We start from the raw sequence: 19,029 nt of genomic DNA, 5'->3' as shown, positions 1-19,029 counted from the left end.
AAGAAAATTGCGCTGCGACTGCATTGTGGAGACCCTCGCCATGACCAAGGACAAGCCCTGGCTGTTCCGCACCTATGCCGGCCATTCGACGGCGAAAGCCTCGAACGACCTGTATCGCACCAACCTGTCCAAGGGGCAGACCGGGCTCAGCGTGGCCTTCGATCTGCCGACGCAGACGGGATACGACAGCGACCATGTGCTGAGCCGGGGCGAGGTGGGCAAGGTCGGCGTGCCGGTCAGCCACCTGGGCGACATGCGCGCACTGTTCGACCAGATCCCGCTGGAACAGATGAACACCTCGATGACGATCAACGCGACCGCGCCGTGGTTGCTGGCGCTCTACATCGCCGTGGCCGAGGAACAGGGCGCCGACATCACCCAGCTTCAGGGCACGGTCCAGAACGACATCATCAAGGAATACCTGTCGCGCGGCACCTATATCTGCCCGCCGAAACCCAGCCTGCGGATGATCACCGATGTCGCGGCCTATACCCGCGAACATCTGCCCAAATGGAACCCGATGAACGTGTGTTCCTATCACCTGCAAGAAGCCGGCGCGACGCCCGAGCAGGAACTGGCCTTTGCGCTGGCCACCGCCTGCGCCGTGCTGGACGATCTGAAAGACAAGGTTCCGGCCCAACATTTCGGCGAGATGGTGGGGCGCATCAGCTTCTTCGTGAACGCGGGCATCCGCTTCGTGACCGAGATGTGCAAGATGCGCGCCTTCAGCGAATTGTGGGACGAATTGTGCCGCGACCGCTATGGCGTCGCGGACGCGCGCTATCGCCGGTTTCGCTATGGCGTGCAGGTGAACAGCCTGGGGCTGACGGAACAGCAGCCCGAAAACAACGTCTACCGCATCCTGATCGAGGCGTTGGCGGTCACGCTGTCGAAGAACGCCCGCGCCCGCGCCGTGCAGCTTCCCGCCTGGAACGAGGCGCTGGGCCTGCCGCGCAAGTGGGATCAGCAATGGTCGCTGCGGATGCAGCAGATCCTGGCCTTCGAGACGGACCTTCTGGAATACGGCGATCTGTTTGACGGCAACCCCGTGGTGGATGCCAAGGTGCAGGCCCTGAAAGAGGGCGCGCGCGCCGAACTGGCGCTGATCGACGACATGGGCGGCGCGGTCAGCGCCATCGACTACATGAAGGGCCGCCTGGTCGAGGCGAACGCCGAACGCATTGCGCGGATCGAGACGGGGGAAACCACGGTCGTCGGCGTGAACCGGTTCACCACGACCGAACCCAGCCCGCTGACCACCGGCGACGCCGCGATCATGGTGATCGATGAAGCGGCCGAGCGCGACCAGATCGCCCGGCTTCAGGCCTGGCGCGCCAGCCGCGACGAGGGCGCGGTGCGCGCCGCGCTGGATGAGCTGCGCGCCGCCGCGCTGTCCGGCGCCAACGTCATGCCGGCGTCGATCAAGGCCGCCAAGGCCGGCGCGACCACCGGAGAATGGGGCCTGATGGTGCGCCAGGTGTTCGGCGAATACCGCGCGCCGACCGGCGTGTCGCGCAACCCCTCGAACCGGACCGAGGGGCTCGAGGAGATCCGCTCGGCCGTCGATGCGGTCAGCACGCGCCTGGGACGGCGCCTGAAATTCGTGGTCGGCAAGCCGGGGCTGGACGGTCATTCCAACGGTGCCGAACAGATCGCGGCCCGCGCCCGCGACTGTGGCATGGACATCCATTACGACGGCATCCGCCTGACCCCGGCTGAAATCGTCTCGGCCGCGGGCGACCAGCAGGCGCATGTGGTGGGCCTGTCGATCCTGTCGGGCAGCCATGTGCCCCTGGTGGCCGAGGTGATGGATCGCATGCAGGCCGCCGGGCTGGCCGATACGCCGGTGGTCGTCGGCGGCATCATCCCCGACGAGGATGCGGCAAAGCTGCGCGCCATGGGCGTCGCCGCCGTCTACACGCCCAAGGATTTCGAACTGAACCGGATCATGATGGACATCGTGGGCCTGGTCCAGGCGCGCCCGGTGGCGGCCGCGTAAGGGGGGCGCTGCCCCCCTCTTTGCTGCGCAAATTCACCCCCCGGGATATTTCCGGCACAAAGAAGGGGGGTTAACGCGCGGTTAACCCGCGACCTGCGGCACCGCGATCCGCCCCTGTGCGATCGGCACCGCCGACCCCGTGACCCGAACCGCCGCCAGGGCGCCGTTCTCGACCACGGCCGTCAGTCCGATGGTCGAGGGGCGGCCCATCTCGATGCCTTGGGCGATGGCGATCCGCGTTTCCCCGGCGCCCAGCAGCCCGCGCGCCATGAGTTCGGCCGCGAAGATCGCGCTGGCCGAGCCCGTGGCCGGGTCCTCGGGGATGCCGGCGGTGGGCGAGAACATGCGCGCCCGGTAACCTTGCGCCGTGCGGGTGTAGCACCACGCGCTGTCCACGCCGGCCTCATGCATGAGGCGCGACCAGTGCGGCTGGACCGGGCCCGCGGCGGCCAGTGTCGCCAGATCGGGCAGCGGAACATAAAGAAACGCCGGACCACCCTGCCAGAGCGACGGCGCCGGATGCCCGACCGTGCCCAGCGTGGCGACGCCCAGCGCGGCGGCGGTCAGCGCGGGATCGGCCCGGCCCGGCGCGGCAAAGGGCAGGACCGGGGCGGCAAAGGTCCCCTCGACCCGGTTGGCACGGCGACGGACGCACACGGGCACCAGTCCCGCTTCTTCCTCGAGCACAAGAGTCACCTCGGCGTCGGGTCCGGGCGCGGCCAGACCCGATAGCGCGATCGCACAGCCCAGTGTCGGGTGCCCGGCAAAGGGGATCTCGGCCGTGGGAAAGAAGATCCGCACGCGCGCGGTCCGCGCCGGATCGCGCGGCGCCATCACGAACAAGGTTTCCGACAGGTTGAATTCGCGCGCCAGGGTCTGCATCTGCGCCACGCTCAGCGCATCGGCGCCGCGCACGATGGCAAGCGGATTGCCCGCAAAAGGCGACTCGGTGAACACGTCCCAGGTTTCGAACGCCAGCATGACAGACCCTCCTTGCCGCAGGCCGACAGTGCGACGGGACGCGGCAAAAGAAAAGGGCGCGCCCCGCAGGACGCGCCCTCGATGCCGGGCCGGGGTGATCCCGGGGCGTCAGGCGGCCGAGGCCTCGACCAGACGCGACGGTTCGGCGCGCGCGATCTCGATGCGGCGCGGCTTCAGCGCCTCGGGGATCTCGCGCACCAGGTCGATGTGCAGCATCCCGTCGGCGTGGGTCGCGCCGGTCACGCGCACATGGTCAGCCAGGTGAAAGCGGCGCTCGAAGGCGCGGGTCGCGATCCCGCGATGCAGGAAGGTGCGGCCGGCTTCGTCCTCGGCCTTGCGGGCGGCGATCACCAGCGAATTCTCTTTGACATCGACGGCCAGTTCATCGGCGCTGAAGCCGGCGACCGCCAACGAGATGCGATAGGTGTTCTCGTCGGTCTTTTCGATGTTGTAGGGCGGATAGCTGGGCTGCACGGGTTCGGCAGCCAGAACACGATCCATCAGGTCGGCCATCCGGTCGAAACCAACCGAGGCACGGAACAGCGGAGTCGGGTCGAAAGCACGCATGTGAGTCATCCTTTGACAAGCGATGTCTGATGTCTGCCCGCCGGTCTGCCCGGCCGGGCGTTGAAGCGCCGGACCCCATCCTGGGCGCCCGGTCCAACCGATGTGGGAAGCCCGTTTCGGGCTTTCAAGGGGTCAGGGACGCAGGAAGCGCGCGCTCGATCGCGCGCCCTGGGGCTGGCCCGACAGCACACCCGACACCCCCTGATCCAGCGCCTGCTCCAGCGCTTCGATCCGCCCGCTCAGCCGCATTCCCAACGAGATCGGGCGGCTCTCGCCCTGCGCCAGGGCCGAGATCACCGAAACCACCCGCAACGCGCCGTCGCGAACCGCGAACACCGGCGAACCCGACGAGCCGAAATCGATGTCGCACGAAAAGACCGAGACCCCGTCGCGGCGCTGGTCGAGAACATGGCACGTCTCCTGGATCGACGGCGCCTCGGCCCGGTTGCGGGCATAGCTGACCACGGCGACCGCATCGCCCGTCTCCACCGGCGCGTCCGAGATCGCGAAGGGTCGGATCGCGGGGTTGCGCACCGGTTGGTCCAGCTCCAGCACCGCAAGGTCGCGCGGCACATTCGCCATTTCGGCGCCGACCGCAAAGTCGAACTCGGGCCAGATCGCCACCCGGCTCACGCCACGGATCGCCTCGGCCCGTCCGGTGCGCCAGCCGGCCAGGAACTGCAACCGCCCGGGCGCGATCTGTTGCCCGGTGGCGCGGTCGAACAGGCAATGCGCGGCGGTCAGAACGCGGTCGGGGGCAATCAGCGTCGCGGTGCAAAAGCCGACGCCTTGCATGTTCAGCCGGCCGACGGCCTCCCAGCCGCGGCTGGCGTCGCCGGTCTGCAGGGCATGCAGGCGCGTATCGGCCTGGGCCTGGACCAGCGCCTGGGCCAAGGCCTGGAACGGGAACAAAAGGAACAGCAGCAACACCAGGCGCATTCGGAACCGCGATCAGCAAAGGGAACCCGCAACCTGCCCCGCCAAGATGGCGAAAATGCGGCGTTAACCCTGCCCCCGCGCCGCGCCCCTTCTTTGTGCCGGAAATATCCTCGGGGGTTCCAAGGGGGTGGAAAACCCCCTTGGCCCCGGTTTCCAGGGGCGCTCAGGCCCGGGAGGTGAACCAGTCGCGGAACTGGTCGCGCAGCAGGTTCTTCTGCACCTTGCCCATCGTGTTGCGCGGCAGGTCGGGCAGCACGACCAGCGCGCGCGGCACCTTGAACCGCGCCAGCCGGGTGCCCAGGTCCGCCAGGATCGCGGCGGTATCAGGCCGGGCGCCGGGCAGCGGCACGATCACCCCCAGCACCCCCTCGCCCAGGTCGGGGTGCGGCACACCGATCACGGCGCTTTCCTTGACGCCCTCGGCCTCGTCCAGCTCCAGCTCGATTTCCTTGGGATAGATGTTGTAGCCGCCGGCGATGATCAGGTCCTTTTGCCGGCCGACGATGGTGACATAGCCGTCGTCGTCGATCCGCCCCAGGTCGCCGGTGATGAAGAACCCGTCCGCACGCAGTTCGGCGGCGGTTTTCTCGGGCATCTGCCAATAGCCCATGAAGACATTGTCGCCGCGCACCTCGAGAATGCCGATCTCGCCCTGCGGCAGGGTCGCGCCGGTTTCGGGGTCGGTCACCTTCACCTCGACCCCCGGCAGCGGAAAGCCGACCGTGCCGGCGCGGCGCTCGCCGTCATAGGGGTTCGAGGTGTTCATGTTGGTTTCCGTCATGCCGTAGCGTTCGAGAATCCGGTGCCCGGTGCGCGCTTCAAAGGCCACATGGGTTTCCGCCAGCAGCGGCGCCGAGCCCGAGGTGAAGAGCCGCATATGCGCCACCAGATCGCGCGTGAAGCGCGCATCGTCCAGAAGCCGCGTGTAGAAGGTCGGCACCCCCATCAGCGAGGTCGCGCGCGGCATCCAGCGGATCAGCGCGTCGATATCCAGCTTTGGCAGCAAGATCATGGCGCCGCCGGCCAGCAGCACGATGTTGGTGGCCACGAACAGCCCATGGGTGTGGAAGATCGGCAGCGCGTGAAGCAGCACGTCCTGCGCGGTAAAGCGCCAGGCCCGGGTCAGCACTTCGGCGTTGGACAGAAGGTTCTTCTGGCTCAGCATCGCGCCCTTCGAGCGCCCGGTCGTGCCCGAGGTATAGAGCAACGCCGCCAGATCCCCCTCGGCCCGGTCGGCGGGCGCGCGCATCGGTTCGACGGTGGCGCAAAAGTCGGCGAAGCTGCCGCGACCATCGGCGTTCAGCACCATCAGTCGGGCGCCGCAGCGGTCGGCCACGGGGGCCAGCGCGGCGGCCTTGGCGCTATCCGCCAGCAAGAGTTTCGCGCCCGCATCGGACAGGAAATAGGCGACCTCGTCCGGCGTGTAGGCGGTGTTCAGCGGCAGGAACACGACCCCCGCCATGACCGCGCCACCATAGAGCGCCAGCGCATCGGCGCTTTTTTCGACCTGGACGGCCATGCGGTCGCCGGGCTGAAGCCCCAGCGCGGCCAGCGCGCCCGCGACGCGCGCGCACATCGCGTGAAAGGCGTCGCCGGAAATCTCGGTGCCGTCAGGCAGGATCACGAGCGCCGACCGGCGTTCGATCAGTGGGGCGAACAGGGCGTCATACAGCGGATTGGGCATCGGCGGATCCTCCTGTCTTGCGCATAGCGCGGTCCGGGGGGCCGGTCCAGTCGGCTCAATGCGCCGGGCGCTGCACCGTGTCCAGAACCTGCCGCCCGCCGTCCAGGCCGACGATCTGCCCCGTCATGAAGCCGGCCGCCGAGGACGCCAGGAACTGCACCAGTTCGGCCACCTCGGACGCCGTGCCGATCCGGCCCAGCGGCGTGCCCTCGAGAATGGCCTCGCGATAGTCGGGGTGCTCGGCGATCGTGTCGCGCAAGGTGCCCGACATGACAGAGCCCACCGCGACCGCGTTGACCCGGATCGCGTGCGGCGCCAGCGACACCGCCAGCGAGCGCGTCATTTGTTCCAGCGCCGCGTTCGAGATCGAGAAACCCAGCAACTGGGGCTGCGTTCGATGCGCCGCGATGGACGACAGGTTGATGATGGCGCCGGCCTCGTGCGCCCGCGTCTCGGCCTGTTCGGCCTGCAAGATCATGCGCCGCGCCACGGCCTGACTGGTGCGCAGCGCGACCGTCAGGTTCTGGTCCAGCAGTTGTTCGACCGTGGTATCCGAGGGGTCCAGCGGGTCGGTCACGGCAAACATCCGCGTCGCGTTCACCAGGATATCCACCCGGTCAAAGGCGTCGAGCGCGGTGGACAACAGGTTCGCCACCGCCAGTTTCTCGCGCAGGTCGCCGGCGAACAGGCGGCAATTCGGCAGGTCCACCAGGTCGTCGCTGCCCGATTTCAGACGTTTCTCATTATGGTCGCAAAAGACCACATTCGCCCCCTCGTCCACGAAATGCCGGGCGATGGCGTGGCCGATTCCGGTCGCGGCGCCGGTGATGATGGCGGTCTTGCCGGCGATGGAAAAGCTCATGCGCGGCGTCCTTTGCTGTGGGTGACGCGGGAACCGCCCCGAGGCGCGGCGGCGGCTTTGGCCCGCAGGGGGCCTTCGGCCACGAACAGCTTGAACCCGGGCAGGCCGGGCAGTTCCTCGTGCCGACGAAAATGGGCGGCCAGCGCGGTCTCATAGGGTAGATGCCGGTTCGCCACCAGGAACAACTGCCCAGAGGATTTCAGCATCGCCGCCGCCGCCGCGATGAAGGCCGCGCCCAGTTGCGGGCGCGCCTCGCGGCCGGTGTGAAAGGGCGGGTTCATGATGACCGCATCCAGCACCAGGCGCGGCACCGGCTGCGTCGCGTCCGCCCAATGGAAGACCGCGCGCGGGTCGGTGACGTTGTGGCGGGCGCAGGCCAGCGCACGCGCGTCCGATTCGATCAGGTGCAGCGCCGCGATCCCGGGCGCCTTGTCCAGAAGACGCCCCGCAAGATAGCCCCAGCCCGCGCCCAGGTCCGCCACCACGCCCTTCAACCCTGCCGGCAGCGCCTGCGCCAGCAACCCCGAGGCCGGGTCGATCCCGTCGGCCGAGAACGTGCCGGGCAGCGTTTGCCAACCCTCGACCTGGCCCGGTTCGGCGCACCAGTCGGCCAGCGCCGCGCCCGGCGAGGGGAACCAGGCAATCTTGCCATGCCCCTTGGCGATCGCCTCGGACAGGTCCACGCGGGCGCGCAGGTCCTTCAGCATCGCATCCGCACCGTCGGTCTTCTGGCCATCCACGATCACGGGTCCCGTCGTCAGCGCGGCGGCCCGGGCGATCAGGTCGCGCCCCTCGGCCCGGCCGCGCGGCAGGCAGACCAGCACCGCCGCATAGGGCCCCTGGGGCGCCTGCGTGCAGGCATAGCCCTGCGCGGCAAAGGCGGCGTGATCGGGCGCGTGCGGCGTGACCACCGCCACACGCGCGTGCGGCAGCGGCGACAGCAATTCCCCCGCGCGCGGATGGAAGACGGCGATCGCGCCGGTGTCGGGCATCGTGAGACCGGCCTCGAGGGCCAGCTCCAGCCGCAAGGCGCGCGGGGCCGGGTCAGTCAGGGACATGCGGTTCGGCGGGCGCGGGGCGCCCTACTCCTTTTCCAGGGTGCATTGCAGCGGGTGCTGGTGGCGGCGCGAAAAATCCATCACCTGCGCCACCTTGGTTTCCGCAATCTCGTAGCTGAAGACGCCGACCACCGCGAGGCCCTTCTTGTGAACCGTCAGCATGATCTCGAACGCCTGCGCGTGATTCAGGCCGAAGAACCGCTCGAGCACATGCACGACGAATTCCATCGGCGTGTAATCGTCGTTCAGCAGCAGCACCTTGTACATCGGCGGCCGCTGCGTGCGGGTGCGCGTCTTGACCGCAAGGCCAGGATCGCCGCTGCCAGGGCCGTCCTTGCGGTCCGTCATCGTCGGTGTGATTGCCATGGAAAAAGGACCCGGGGTGACAGATTCGGTTTCAGCGCAGTATATAACGTCCCGGACGCTCAAGAAAACCCTTGCGGGGCAGGACCATGCGCATCACCACCGTCGGCCTCGATGCGGACGACACGCTCTGGCACAACGAGCGGTTCTTTCACATGACGCAGGCGCGCTTTGCCGAATTGCTGGCCGAGCACGCCGAACGCGCGCATCTGGCGGACCGCCTGCTGGCCGCCGAGCGGCGGAACCTGGGACATTACGGCTTTGGCATCAAGGGCTTCATGCTGTCGATGATCGAAACCGCGATCGAGGTGACCGAGGGCCAGGTGCCGGGTCACGTGATCGGCCAGATCATCGCCGCCGGGCAGGATATGCTGGCCCATCCCATCGAATTGCTGCCCGGCGTGGCCGACACCATCGAAACCCTGGCGGGATCGCACAAACTGGTGTTGATCACCAAGGGGGACCTGCTGGACCAGGAACGCAAGCTGGCGCAATCGGGGCTGGGCGACGCCTTCGACGCGGTCGAGATCGTCAGCCACAAGACCGCGGAAACCTATGCGCAGATCTTCGCGCGCCATGGTGCGGGGGCCGACGGGTCGCTGATGGCCGGGAATTCCATGGCCTCGGATGTCGTCGCCCCGATCGCGGCCGGGGCCTGGGGCGTCTTTGTGCCGCACGGGTTGGAATGGGCGCTGGAACAGGCCCCGGAACCCGCGACGCATCCGCGCTACCGGCGAATTTCCGCGCTGGCGGATCTGCCCGACCTGCTGGCGCGCCTGTCGGAGGGTTGAACATCTTGTGGCTGGTCCATCATCGCCGTCCAGATGTAGAAATACCTTAAGAAAGTCCTTAAAGCTGTTGAAAAGCGGGGGCTTTCCATGCGCGCGACCGCGTGTTAGCCTGCACCCAGCAGATAACGACGCCCTACCATAACCGGGGCGCAGAGGCAGAGGACAGGCTCGTGACAACGCAATCCCGGCGTTGGCTCCGCATTTCTGGCGCGCTTGCCATGATGATGGCCTGCGCCCTGGCCCTGTTCATGCTGTCCACCGCCACCGCCCGCGCCCAACCCTATGCCGCGCTCATCATGGATGTGCGCACCGGCGAGGTCCTGTATCAGACCGACAACGCCAATTCGCGCCTGCACCCGGCCTCGCTGACCAAGATGATGACGCTCTACATCGCCTTCGAGGCGCTGGAGAACGGCGAGATCAGCCTGGACACAAGGGTGCGCATCTCGCGCCATGCGGCCGCGCAACCTCCGTCGCGGCTGGGCCTGCGCGCGGGGCAGACGATTCCGTTCCGCTATCTGATCCGCGCCGCCGCGCTGCGGTCCGCGAACGATGCCGCCGTCGCCATTGCCGAGGCACTCGAAGGCTCGGTTCCGCGCTTTGCCGAACGCATGAACCGCACCGCGCGGGCGATCGGGATGCAGCGCACCCATTTCGCCAATCCGCACGGGCTGACCACCGACGGCCACCTTTCGACCGCGCGCGACATGGCGCGGCTGGGGCGGCAGCTCTATTTCGATTATCCGCAATATTACAACATCTTCTCGCGCCGGACCGAGGACGCGGGCATCGCCACCGTGCGCAACACGAACCGCCGGTTCCTGGACAGCTATCGCGGTGCCGACGGCATCAAGACCGGCTTCACCAACGCCGCCGGCTACAACCTGGTGGCGATGGCCGAACGCAGCGGCGTGCGCATCCTGGTCGTGGCGATGGGGGCGCATTCCTCGGCGCAGCGGTTGCAACGGGTCACCGACCTGATGGATCGCGGCTTTCGGCTGGCGCCCCGCCGGGCCGCGGTGCGGCGTCCCGCCCGCCCTGATTACGTCCGCGCGCCCGAGGATCGCGGCTCTGGCCCGGCGGCGGGCCGTGTGATCCGCCTGCAAACCGCGCCGACAGCCAGCCTGTTTCCGCGCGCCCGCCCGGCCCCGGGATCTGCCCCCTCGGCCGACATGATCGCCTCGATCCAGGAGGGCATCGACGAGGTGATGGACGAGATCCGCGAACCCGATCCCAGCGCCGACACCGATGAATCGGGGGTCGCCGCGGGCGTCACCTCGGAAGAGCCGGACGACACCGGCGGCGAGGAGGACGGCGGCGCCACGGCCGAGGTCGCACTGGACACCTCACCCGTGCCGCGCGCCCGCCCCGAGGATGTCGCCGCCCTCGCCACGGACGCAACGGCCGAGGTCGCGGACCCCGCCGAAACCGCGGGTTTCACCGTCATCGACGCCGACCGGTATGCGGCAATCACCGGCACGCCGCCCGAACTGCCGCAGGCACGCCCCGTCGATCTGGGCGCCCCGACCGAAACGGCGACCGAAACGGCCGTCGCCAGCGCGGACGACGCCCCGGCCGCGCCCGCCGTCGCCGTCAGCGAAACCGAGATCGCCGAGGGGGTTTCGGTGGATGACACGGGTGTGACCATCTCGGGCCTGCCGCCGATCGCACTGGATACCACCACGCCCGACACCCCGGCCGCGACGCCCGCGCCAGAGCCCGGCGAAACCACCGCCCTGGCCGCCGTCGCCCCCGCGCCCCTGGCCCCGGCCGAATCCCTGGAACCGGCCTCGACCGCGCTGACGGTGGACGATTCGGGCCGCATCCTGTGGCGTGACGAAGAGGTCTTGCAGGCGATGGCGCACGAGGACCCGTCAGAGCCGGTCATGGCGCCGACGATCCTGCTGACCACCAGCGACAGCGACAGCGACGAACCCATCCCGGCGCCCATGCCCGAGATCGTCACCCGGGTCTCGACCTCGGGCGGGCGCGTGTGGGCGGTGGATCTGGGCACCTTTGCGTCGCGCTTTGATGCCGAACGGACGCTGCTGCGCCTGGCCCTGACCGAATCGGGCACGCTGGGGACCGGTGTGCGCCGCGTCACCACCCACGCCGGGCGCTTCCACGCCGAGGTTCAGAGCCTGTCGGAAATGGAGGCGACGCTGGCCTGTCAGCGCCTGATGGCGCGCGACCTGTCCTGCACCGTGCTGACCCCCTGATCGGCGCCCCCGGTGCGGAACGCCACCCCGTCACGCGCGCCGGTTCAGGCGCGCGAACACAGGACCCGGACGGAATCGTATTTCTGCGCGGGTTTCGCCAGCGCGGTGCGCGCGAACAGCCGCAGCGAATGGCGCACCTGCCGGTCGATATCGGCCTTGCTGGCCTTTCGGCCCTGCAATTCGGCGCCGATTCGGGCCTCGTCCACCAGCCAGTCGGGCATGAACTGGCGCACATAGCCGCGATACAGCACCGCGCGCACTGTCAGGCCGGCGGCTTCGGCGCAGGCGGCCAGACTGTCCGGCGTAAAGAAGTTCAGGTGTCTCGGCACGTCCAGCCAGCGCCAGGCCTCGCCCATCATGCGGGCGCCATGGCAGGCGTTGTTCGGGACCTCGATCGACATGATGCCGCCGGCGTTCAGCAACGCGCCGGCGTTCTTCAGCGACAGGACCGGGTCCAGGGTGTGCTCCAGGACGTGCACAAAGGCGATCAGGTCATAGCGACGGTCCCGGATCGCGTCGGGCAGATCCTCGGCCGTGCCCTGGTGCACGTCCAGCCCGCGCTCGCACGCGACCCGCACCGCGCGCGGGTCGGGTTCCACGCCACGCACGCTCTCGGACAGGAACGGCGCATAGGTCTGCATCCGGTCGCCGTCGCCGCAGCCGATTTCCAGCGAATGCCGCGCCTGGCCCGGAATGATCGAGCGCCACCAGTCGGCGGTCGGCTCGGCCCCGTGTTCGAAACGCGACGCCAGCGATCCGACCGCGCGCCCCAGAAAGCCGACCTGCCGGCGTTCGGCAACGGGGTCGTGTTCGACCCGTTCGGCGTGGGTATAGTAGTCCTCGAGATCGTAGAACGAGGCGACCTCATCCACCGGCGGGCGCGGATGGACCTGGCCGAACCCGGCGGAATCATTCCACCAGATCTGCCAGGCGCGCGGGTCCGACGGGCGCCGCCAGTCGATCGGCACCCGCAGCGCGGGGTGCATGGGCTCGCTGTTCAGCGGGCACTCGGGTTGGGTCCGCGATGCGGTGCTAGTCTCTGACACTCGAACGAAATCCTTCATGGAGGGGTCCTTCCACGCAACCCCACCGTGGTGATCCGTCAATCTGGCGAGACTAGGGCAATTCCATGCGATTTTCGCAAAAAAACGCGGCGCGCGCCTAGATGGCGGCGGATCGGGTCAGGGGAGGCGGGGCCTCGGCGCCCCGGGCGTGCAGGCCCGACACCGCGCCCGCCACCAGAGCGGCGGCCAGGACGACACCCCACAGGCGGGCGGCTTTCAGGGTGCGGGGCATGGCGATTCTCCTGTCGATGGGCACCCCCGTGCGTCGCGCCTGCGGCGCTTGGGGTTCAAAGAAACCGGCCACGTCGTGACCCGCCCCGGGACCCGTGCGCGACCCGTTGCGTGAATGCGCGCGCGCGGCTAAGCAGAGGCCATGACGCACCTCCTGCCCACCCCCGCCCAACCGTTGAAGATCGGCACGCGCGGCTCGCCCCTGGCGTTGGCCCAGGCGCATGAAACGCGCGCCCGACTGATGACCGCCTTTGATCTGCCCGAGGATGCCTTCGAGATCGTCATCGTCACCACGACCGGCGACCGGGTGCAGGACCGCCCGCTCAAGGAGATCGGCGGCAAGGGCCTGTTCACCCGCGAGATCGAGGACATGATGCTGGCCGGCGCGCTGGACATCGCGGTGCATTCGATGAAGGACATGCCCGTCGCGCAACCGGACGGGCTGGTGCTGGATTGCTACCTGCCGCGCGAGGACGTGCGCGATGCCTTTGTCGCGCCGGGGGTGGCGCGTCTGGCCGATCTGCGGGCCGGGCAGGTCGTCGGCACCTCGTCGCTCAGACGGCGCGCGCAGGTGCTGCACCGGCGGCCCGATCTGCGGGTGGTCGAATTCCGCGGCAACGTGCAGACCCGCCTGCGCAAGCTGGACGAAGGGGTCGCCGACTGCACCTTTCTGGCCATGGCCGGGCTGAACCGGCTGGGCAAGGCCGATGTCGCCCGTTCGGCCATCGCCCCCGACGAGATGCTGCCCGCGGTCGCGCAAGGCGCCATCGGCATCGAGAGGCGCGGCAACGACCTGCGCGCACGGGCCATGCTGGCGGCGATCCACGACACGCCCACCGGCCAGCGGCTGGCCGCCGAACGCGCCTATCTGGCCACGCTCGACGGCTCGTGCGAGACGCCGATCGCGGGGCTTGCCGTGCTCGACGGCGGCGAGGTCTGGCTGCGGGGCGAGATCCTGCGCCCCGACGGCTCGGACGCCTTGACCGAGGACGGGCGCGCGCCGATCGAGGACGCCGCGCGCCTGGGCCAGGACATCGCGCGCCGCCTGCTGGCGCGGGCGCCCCGGGGCTTCTTCGACTGGCGCGGCTGAACCCGCGGGCTTGCGCCCTGCGGCGGGCTCGGCTATCCGCCCGGCCGGATGGACCAAGAGGACGGCATGGGACGCAAAAGCAAGGGTCGCGCGATTTCGGGTTGGCTGGTGGTGGACAAGCCCGCCGGCGTGACCTCGACCGCCGTCGTGGGCAAGGTTCGCTGGGCGCTGGACGCGCAAAAGGCCGGCCACGCCGGCACGCTGGACCCGTCCGCGACCGGCGTGCTGGCCATCGCCCTGGGCGAGGCGACCAAGACCGTGCCCTTTGTCACCGACGCCAACAAATGCTATCGATTCCAGGTGCGTTGGGGCGCCGCGACCGACACCGACGACGCCGAGGGGCGCGTCATCGACACCCGCGACACCCGACCCACCGACGCCCAGATCGAAACCGCGCTGGTGGCGTTCCGGGGCCAGATCGAACAGGTCCCGCCGCAATATTCCGCCGTCAAGGTCGAGGGCGAGCGCGCCTATGACATCGCCCGCGCGGGCGAAAGCATGGACCTGGCCGCCCGCCCCCTGTGGATCGAGCGGCTGGTGCTGACCGCCCGCCCCGACGCCGACACCGCCGAATTCGAGATGATCTGCGGCAAGGGCGGTTACGTCCGCTCGATCGCGCGCGACCTGGGGCAGGCGCTGGGATGCCTGGGGCACGTCGCCTGGCTCAGGCGCGAATGGTCCGGCCCGTTCCGCGCCGATGCCGGGCTGAGTCTGGCCCAGATCGACGCGATGGCCCGCACGCCCGACCTCGAGGCGCATCTGCTGCCTCTGGAAACCGGCCTGGCCGACCTGATCGAGCTGCCGCTGTCCCCCGAGGGTGCGGTGCGGCTGAAGAACGGCAACCCCGGCCGCGTGCTGTCGTCGCGCGCCGCGCCCGGCGACACCGCCTGGGCCAGCTTCGAGGGCAAGCCGGTCGCGGTGGGCACCTACATGGGCGGCGAGTTGCACCCCAGCCGGGTCTTCAACCTGTGATTTGACGCCGCGCCACTCTGGACCCCGGCGGCACGGAGTGCTTAACTCGCGCCGCTTTGCATGGGAGAAACCTGATGGCCGTCGGCTCGCGTATCCGCACTTATTTCCAGGGACAATGGCACGACGGCGATGTGCCCGTGATGCGGGCGGCCGATCATGGCGCGTGGCTGGGCACGACGGTGTTCGACGGAGCGCGCTTTTTCGACGGGATGACGCCCGACCTGGACCGGCACCTGGCGCGGGTCAACCGCTCGGCCGAGGCGTTGATGATCAAGCCCACCGTCAGCGCCGAGGCCATGCTCGAGATCGTCCGCGAGGGGCTCGAAGGGTTCACCGATCCGGTCTATATCCGGCCGATGTATTGGGCGATCAACGGCGGCGCCTCAGGCGTTCTGGCCTCGCAGGACGAGACCGGCTTTGCGGTCTGCCTGGAACAGATCGCGATGGCCCCGCCCGAGGCCTCGACCACGCTGACCACCACGCGCTTTCGCCGGCCCACGCTGGATTGCGCGGTGACCAACGCCAAGGCCGGCTGCCTCTATCCCAACAACGCCCGGATGCTGGCCGAGGCCAACGCCAAGGGGTTCGACAACGCGCTGGTCTGCGACAGTCAGGGAAATGTCGCGGAAAGCGCCACCGCGAACGCCTTTATGGTCAAGGATGGCGAGGTTTTCACCCCCATCGCCAACGGCACCTTTCTGTCTGGCATCACCCGTGCCCGCCACATCGACAACCTGCGCGCCGATGGCGTCAAGGTGCATGAAACCGTGCTGACGCTGGACGATTTCCGGGGCGCCGACGAGGTCTTTCTGTCGGGCAACATGTCCAAGGTCACGCCCGTGCGTGCCTTTGACGACCGCCAGTATCAGATCGGCCCGATCACCCGGCGCGCACGGCAACTCTATTGGGATTGGGCGGCCTCGACCAAGTGAGCGAACCGCGGCTGCATCGCGATATCCGGCTGCTCTATACCGGGCGCAGCCGGCGGGCCAAACGGTTCCGCTATGCCCTGATCGCCTTTGATGCGGCGTCGATCCTCTATTTCATCGTGTCGGCGGCGCTGCCCCAGACGGCGCTGCTGGTGGCGCTGAACACGGTGCTGGGCCTGGTGATCCTGACCGATTTCGCGGCCCGGCTCTGGATCGCGCCCGACCGGCGCAAGATGCTGCTCAGGCTCTATACGATCGCCGACCTGGTGGTGCTGCTGTCGCTGCTGATTGCGCCGCTGCTGACGCAGGACATCGCCTTTCTGCGCATCCTGCGCGGGCTCAGGCTGCTGCATTCCTATCACCTGGTCCGCGATCTCAGGCGCGACAGCGAATTCTTCCGCCGGCACGAGGACACGGTGCTGGCCGGGATGAACCTGTTCGTGTTCATCTTTGTCACGACCTCGCTGGCGTTCGCGTTGTTCTTTGAGGCCCACACCGGCGTCTCGGCCTATGTGGACGCGCTGTATTTCACCGTCGCCACGTTGACGACCACGGGATACGGCGACATCACCTTGCATTCGACCGGCGGAAAGCTGTTCTCTGTCGGGGTGATGGTGGTCGGCGTCGCGCTGTTCGTGCAATTCGCGCGCGCCCTGTTTCAGCCCAGCAAGGTGCGCTACCCCTGCCCGGAATGCGGCCTGAACCGGCACGACCCGGATGCGGTGCACTGCAAGCATTGCGGCCATTCGCTGAAGATCGCGACCGGCGGTTTTTCCGAATAGGCCGCGCGCCGCCTGCCGCTGGACAGCCCGTCCGCCTTGGGCCAATATGGCGCCCCAACCGGAGACTATGATGCGCAAGTTTCTCGTCGTGCTCGACGACAGTCGCGAATGCCTGAATGCGATCCGCTTTGCCGCCTTGAGAGCGGCCCACACGGGCGGAGGGGTGACCATCCTGTCGGTGATACCACCAGAAGAATTCCAGCACTGGATCGGGGTCGCGGACCTGATGCGCGAGGAAGCGCGCGAACGGATCGAGGCCCATTTCGAAGTCTTTGCCAAATGGATGCGCGACAAGCACGCGATCCAGCCCGAACTGGTGATTCGCGAAGGCCAGCCAGTGGACGAGATCCTGGCCCAGATCGCCGAGGACCCCAGGATCGCCATCCTGGTTCTGGGCGCCGGCGAGGATCGCAGCGGCCCGGGCCCGCTGGTCACGCAACTGTCGCGCAACTCGGGCGCGCTGCCGGTGCCGATCACCATCGTGCCGGGCACCATGTCCAAGGAACGCATGGAAATGATCGCCTGACGCAGGGCCGCCCGGCTGCGCCCGCGGCCTTTCATTCCGGCCTTTCAGCGGGCCGGATGTGCTGCCTTTTCCCAGCGTTCCAGCCGGATGCCCGGCATGTCCGCCGCGCCGCGCATCGGGTCCAGCCAGGCGTCGCAACCCGCGTCGCCCTTCACATGCCGGTCCAGAAATGCGGTGGCGAAATGCTGCGCCAGGGCGTTCATCCGCACGCTGTCCCAGACCGCATCCGCATAATGCAGGAACGGCGCCCAGCCCAGCACGTCGCTGTGGGCATGGCTTTCCTCGGGCGCGGGGATCGGCGCGGCGGCGTTGTGGCCGGCGTTCTCGAAGGTGACCAGCGTGCCGCCCGCCGCACGGGCGATGCCCCGCATCGCCTCATAGTCCGAGGTATCGTCGAGACTCCCGGCCATCACCATCAGCGGCAGCCCCACGCCCGCCAGCGCCCCCTCGGGCCAGACCCCGCGCCCGTTGCCCCAGGGGCCGATGGCCACGACCGCGCGCAGCCCTTCGGGCGGTTCGGGGTGCCGATGAATGGCCAGCACGCCACCGGGCGGGGCGATCTCGTGCCCGACCAGATCGGGCGCGACCCCCGCACCCGCCGTTACCAGCGCGCCATAGCCGCCCATCGAATAGCCGATGACCGCCACGCCGCCCAGGGTCTCCAGCAAGAACCGTTGATCCAGCGGCCGGTGATACAGCGTCGCGCCGATCGGCGCCTGATCGTCGTAGGTCGAGCCCGGGTGATCCGCCGCCGCAACCCGATACCCGCGCGAGGCCAGGGACTCGGCCAGATGCGCCATCAGGTAGCGGTTGCCGGGATAGCCGTGGCTGATCAGCACCAACGGAAACTCCCCCTCGGCCGGCGCCGCGCCCCGCGCCGCGCGCCCGTGCAGGCACACCGGCGTGACGCCGTCGCGCAACAGTGACCGATAGATCCCGCCCACCGGCGTGCCGGACGCGGCCGGATACCAGCACTCCACGGTCAGGGCGCGGGGCACCACCGCGCCGACCTCGGGGGCGAAGCGGGCGGGATCGGTCAGCACGCGGGTCTCGACCCCGACGGGCCAGGGGCCGGGGCCGGCAAGCGGCGGCGAATCGGGGCGGGTGCGGTCGATGCGGTTCATGGCGCCATGCTGCGCGCGACGGCGGCCCGGCGCAAGGTTGCCCGCCCCCCGCGAAAGGCGTATCAGCGGCCGACCCCTGCAGGAGACCCCGCGATGCCCCGTCCCGCCGATGACCGCCTGATCGTTGCCCTCGACGTGCCCAATGTGGTGGCCGGGCTCGACCTGACCGCTCGCCTGGGCGATGCCGTCAGCTTCTACAAGATCGGCCTGGGGATGCTGACCGGCGGCGGGCTGGCGCTGGCCAACGAACTGAAACAGGAACACGGCAAACGCGTCTTCCTGGACATGAAACTCTTCGACATTCCCGCCACGGTCGAGGCGGCGGTGCGCGGAATGGCGCAGTTCGGGTTCGACTTTCTGACGGTGCACGGTGACCCGCATGTGGTCCGCGCGGCGCGCGAGGGCGCGGCGGGCACCGATCTCAGGATCCTCGCGGTGACGATCCTGACCGCCCTGGATCGGGCCGATCTGGATGCTTCGATGATCGTGCCGGGCGACATGGCCGAAATCGTGACCGAACGCGCCGCCCGCGCGTTCGAGGCCGGCGCCCACGGCGTGATCGCCAGCCCGCACGAGGCCGCCGCCATCCGCGCGCTGCCCGCCGCCGCCGGCCGGCTGATCGTCACCCCGGGGGTGCGCCCGACCGGCAGTGCCGCGAACGACCAGAAGCGGATCGCCACCCCCGCCCAGGCCCTGCGCAATGGCGCCGACCACATCGTCGTCGGCCGCCCGATCTGGGCCGCGGCCGACCCGCACGCTGCCGCCCTCGCGATCGTCGCGGACCTCGCGACCGACTGACACGGGTCCGGCGACCGTGCCCCGTCTTTGTGCCGGAAATATCCTCGGGG

Annotated in this window: 17 protein-coding genes and 1 pseudogene; 9 read left to right on the top strand and 9 right to left on the bottom strand. The window is 68.9% G+C overall.

Annotation, left to right across the window (positions count from 1 at the left end):
- The first annotated feature begins 40 nt into the window (after window positions 1–40).
- Entirely contained in the window at window positions 41–1,999 is a 1,959-nt protein-coding gene (locus H6900_06890; protein ID MCC0073001.1) for a protein meaA, read from the top strand.
- Window positions 2,000–2,080: 81 nt separating this feature from the next.
- Here the strand turns inward: H6900_06890 and H6900_06885 are convergent, their stop codons facing one another.
- The 7 genes from H6900_06885 to clpS form a co-directional block, all read right to left on the bottom strand.
- Window positions 2,081–2,980: a PhzF family phenazine biosynthesis protein gene (locus tag H6900_06885; GenBank protein ID MCC0073000.1), complete on the bottom strand. Its 900-nt coding sequence runs from the start codon at window positions 2,978–2,980 to the stop codon at window positions 2,081–2,083.
- A 108-nt stretch (window positions 2,981–3,088) separates the two neighbouring features.
- Window positions 3,089–3,547, bottom strand: a complete 459-nt coding sequence (locus H6900_06880; protein MCC0072999.1) for an Hsp20 family protein — start codon at window positions 3,545–3,547, stop codon at window positions 3,089–3,091.
- 132 nt (window positions 3,548–3,679) lie between these two features.
- Window positions 3,680–4,486, bottom strand: a complete 807-nt coding sequence (locus H6900_06875) for a trypsin-like peptidase domain-containing protein (protein ID MCC0072998.1) — start codon at window positions 4,484–4,486, stop codon at window positions 3,680–3,682.
- A gap of 163 nt (window positions 4,487–4,649) precedes the next feature.
- Complete coding sequence (locus H6900_06870) at window positions 4,650–6,170, bottom strand: malonyl-CoA synthase (GenBank protein ID MCC0072997.1); 1,521 nt, start codon at window positions 6,168–6,170, stop codon at window positions 4,650–4,652.
- Window positions 6,171–6,225: 55 nt separating this feature from the next.
- Window positions 6,226–7,032 carry an SDR family oxidoreductase gene (locus tag H6900_06865; protein MCC0072996.1) on the bottom strand — a complete coding sequence of 269 codons (807 nt, stop codon included), beginning with the start codon at window positions 7,030–7,032 and terminating at the stop codon, window positions 6,226–6,228.
- The gene (locus H6900_06860) at window positions 7,029–8,090 is read right to left on the bottom strand and encodes a class I SAM-dependent methyltransferase (GenBank protein ID MCC0072995.1); all 1,062 of its coding nucleotides are present in this window, start codon (window positions 8,088–8,090) and stop codon (window positions 7,029–7,031) included. Before H6900_06860 ends, H6900_06865 begins: the two co-directional genes overlap by 4 nt.
- A 24-nt stretch (window positions 8,091–8,114) precedes the next feature.
- Window positions 8,115–8,438 (bottom strand): ATP-dependent Clp protease adapter ClpS, encoded by a 324-nt coding sequence (gene clpS / locus H6900_06855; protein ID MCC0072994.1) that lies wholly within the window; start codon window positions 8,436–8,438, stop codon window positions 8,115–8,117.
- 104 nt (window positions 8,439–8,542) lie between these two features.
- Here clpS and H6900_06850 point away from each other — a divergent pair, with 104 nt between their 5' ends.
- Window positions 8,543–9,244 (top strand): HAD family hydrolase, encoded by a 702-nt coding sequence (locus H6900_06850; GenBank protein MCC0072993.1) that lies wholly within the window; start codon window positions 8,543–8,545, stop codon window positions 9,242–9,244.
- A gap of 221 nt (window positions 9,245–9,465) precedes the next feature.
- Window positions 9,466–10,389, top strand: a pseudogene (locus H6900_06845) (D-alanyl-D-alanine carboxypeptidase).
- Window positions 10,390–11,507: 1,118 nt separating this feature from the next.
- Here the strand turns inward: H6900_06845 and H6900_06840 are convergent.
- A complete protein-coding gene (locus H6900_06840) occupies window positions 11,508–12,449 on the bottom strand; it encodes a class I SAM-dependent methyltransferase (GenBank protein ID MCC0072992.1) in 942 nt (313 codons plus the stop codon).
- 451 nt (window positions 12,450–12,900) lie between these two features.
- On the opposite strand from H6900_06840, the gene hemC reads away from it, so the two are divergent.
- From hemC to H6900_06815, 5 genes are all read left to right on the top strand, one after another.
- The gene (gene hemC / locus H6900_06835; GenBank protein MCC0072991.1) at window positions 12,901–13,848 is read left to right on the top strand and encodes a hydroxymethylbilane synthase; all 948 of its coding nucleotides are present in this window, start codon (window positions 12,901–12,903) and stop codon (window positions 13,846–13,848) included.
- Window positions 13,849–13,914: 66 nt separating this feature from the next.
- A complete protein-coding gene (gene truB, locus H6900_06830; protein ID MCC0072990.1) occupies window positions 13,915–14,820 on the top strand; it encodes a tRNA pseudouridine(55) synthase TruB in 906 nt (301 codons plus the stop codon).
- Window positions 14,821–14,894: 74 nt separating this feature from the next.
- Window positions 14,895–15,752 carry a branched-chain amino acid aminotransferase gene (locus H6900_06825; GenBank protein MCC0072989.1) on the top strand — a complete coding sequence of 286 codons (858 nt, stop codon included), beginning with the start codon at window positions 14,895–14,897 and terminating at the stop codon, window positions 15,750–15,752.
- Window positions 15,753–15,829: 77 nt separating this feature from the next.
- The gene (locus H6900_06820) at window positions 15,830–16,531 is read left to right on the top strand and encodes a potassium channel family protein (GenBank protein ID MCC0072988.1); all 702 of its coding nucleotides are present in this window, start codon (window positions 15,830–15,832) and stop codon (window positions 16,529–16,531) included.
- A 70-nt stretch (window positions 16,532–16,601) separates the two neighbouring features.
- Window positions 16,602–17,057, top strand: a complete 456-nt coding sequence (locus H6900_06815; protein ID MCC0072987.1) for a universal stress protein — start codon at window positions 16,602–16,604, stop codon at window positions 17,055–17,057.
- A 44-nt stretch (window positions 17,058–17,101) separates the two neighbouring features.
- Here H6900_06815 and H6900_06810 read toward each other — a convergent pair whose 3' ends face one another.
- Window positions 17,102–18,181: an alpha/beta fold hydrolase gene (locus H6900_06810; GenBank protein MCC0072986.1), complete on the bottom strand. Its 1,080-nt coding sequence runs from the start codon at window positions 18,179–18,181 to the stop codon at window positions 17,102–17,104.
- Between the two features lie 93 nt (window positions 18,182–18,274).
- Here H6900_06810 and pyrF point away from each other — a divergent pair, with 93 nt between their 5' ends.
- Complete coding sequence (pyrF, locus tag H6900_06805) at window positions 18,275–18,979, top strand: orotidine-5'-phosphate decarboxylase (GenBank protein ID MCC0072985.1); 705 nt, start codon at window positions 18,275–18,277, stop codon at window positions 18,977–18,979.
- Window positions 18,980–19,029 lie beyond the last annotated feature (50 nt).

Source organism: Rhodobacter sp. (assembly GCA_020637515.1).
GTDB lineage: Bacteria > Pseudomonadota > Alphaproteobacteria > Rhodobacterales > Rhodobacteraceae > Pararhodobacter.
This window is presented reverse-complemented; position numbering and strand designations above follow the sequence as displayed.

Coding starts and splice junctions, on each gene's coding strand:
- H6900_06890 (MCC0073001.1), top strand. CDS start 41: ATGACCAAGGACAAGCCCTGGCTGTTCCGCACCTATGCCGGCCATTCG.
- H6900_06885 (MCC0073000.1), bottom strand. CDS start 2,980: ATGCTGGCGTTCGAAACCTGGGACGTGTTCACCGAGTCGCCTTTTGCG.
- H6900_06880 (MCC0072999.1), bottom strand. CDS start 3,547: ATGCGTGCTTTCGACCCGACTCCGCTGTTCCGTGCCTCGGTTGGTTTC.
- H6900_06875 (MCC0072998.1), bottom strand. CDS start 4,486: ATGCGCCTGGTGTTGCTGCTGTTCCTTTTGTTCCCGTTCCAGGCCTTG.
- H6900_06870 (MCC0072997.1), bottom strand. CDS start 6,170: ATGCCCAATCCGCTGTATGACGCCCTGTTCGCCCCACTGATCGAACGC.
- H6900_06865 (MCC0072996.1), bottom strand. CDS start 7,032: ATGAGCTTTTCCATCGCCGGCAAGACCGCCATCATCACCGGCGCCGCG.
- H6900_06860 (MCC0072995.1), bottom strand. CDS start 8,090: ATGTCCCTGACTGACCCGGCCCCGCGCGCCTTGCGGCTGGAGCTGGCC.
- clpS (MCC0072994.1), bottom strand. CDS start 8,438: ATGACGGACCGCAAGGACGGCCCTGGCAGCGGCGATCCTGGCCTTGCG.
- H6900_06850 (MCC0072993.1), top strand. CDS start 8,543: ATGCGCATCACCACCGTCGGCCTCGATGCGGACGACACGCTCTGGCAC.
- H6900_06840 (MCC0072992.1), bottom strand. CDS start 12,449: ATGCACCCCGCGCTGCGGGTGCCGATCGACTGGCGGCGCCCGTCGGAC.
- hemC (MCC0072991.1), top strand. CDS start 12,901: ATGACGCACCTCCTGCCCACCCCCGCCCAACCGTTGAAGATCGGCACG.
- truB (MCC0072990.1), top strand. CDS start 13,915: ATGGGACGCAAAAGCAAGGGTCGCGCGATTTCGGGTTGGCTGGTGGTG.
- H6900_06825 (MCC0072989.1), top strand. CDS start 14,895: ATGGCCGTCGGCTCGCGTATCCGCACTTATTTCCAGGGACAATGGCAC.
- H6900_06815 (MCC0072987.1), top strand. CDS start 16,602: ATGCGCAAGTTTCTCGTCGTGCTCGACGACAGTCGCGAATGCCTGAAT.
- H6900_06810 (MCC0072986.1), bottom strand. CDS start 18,181: ATGAACCGCATCGACCGCACCCGCCCCGATTCGCCGCCGCTTGCCGGC.
- pyrF (MCC0072985.1), top strand. CDS start 18,275: ATGCCCCGTCCCGCCGATGACCGCCTGATCGTTGCCCTCGACGTGCCC.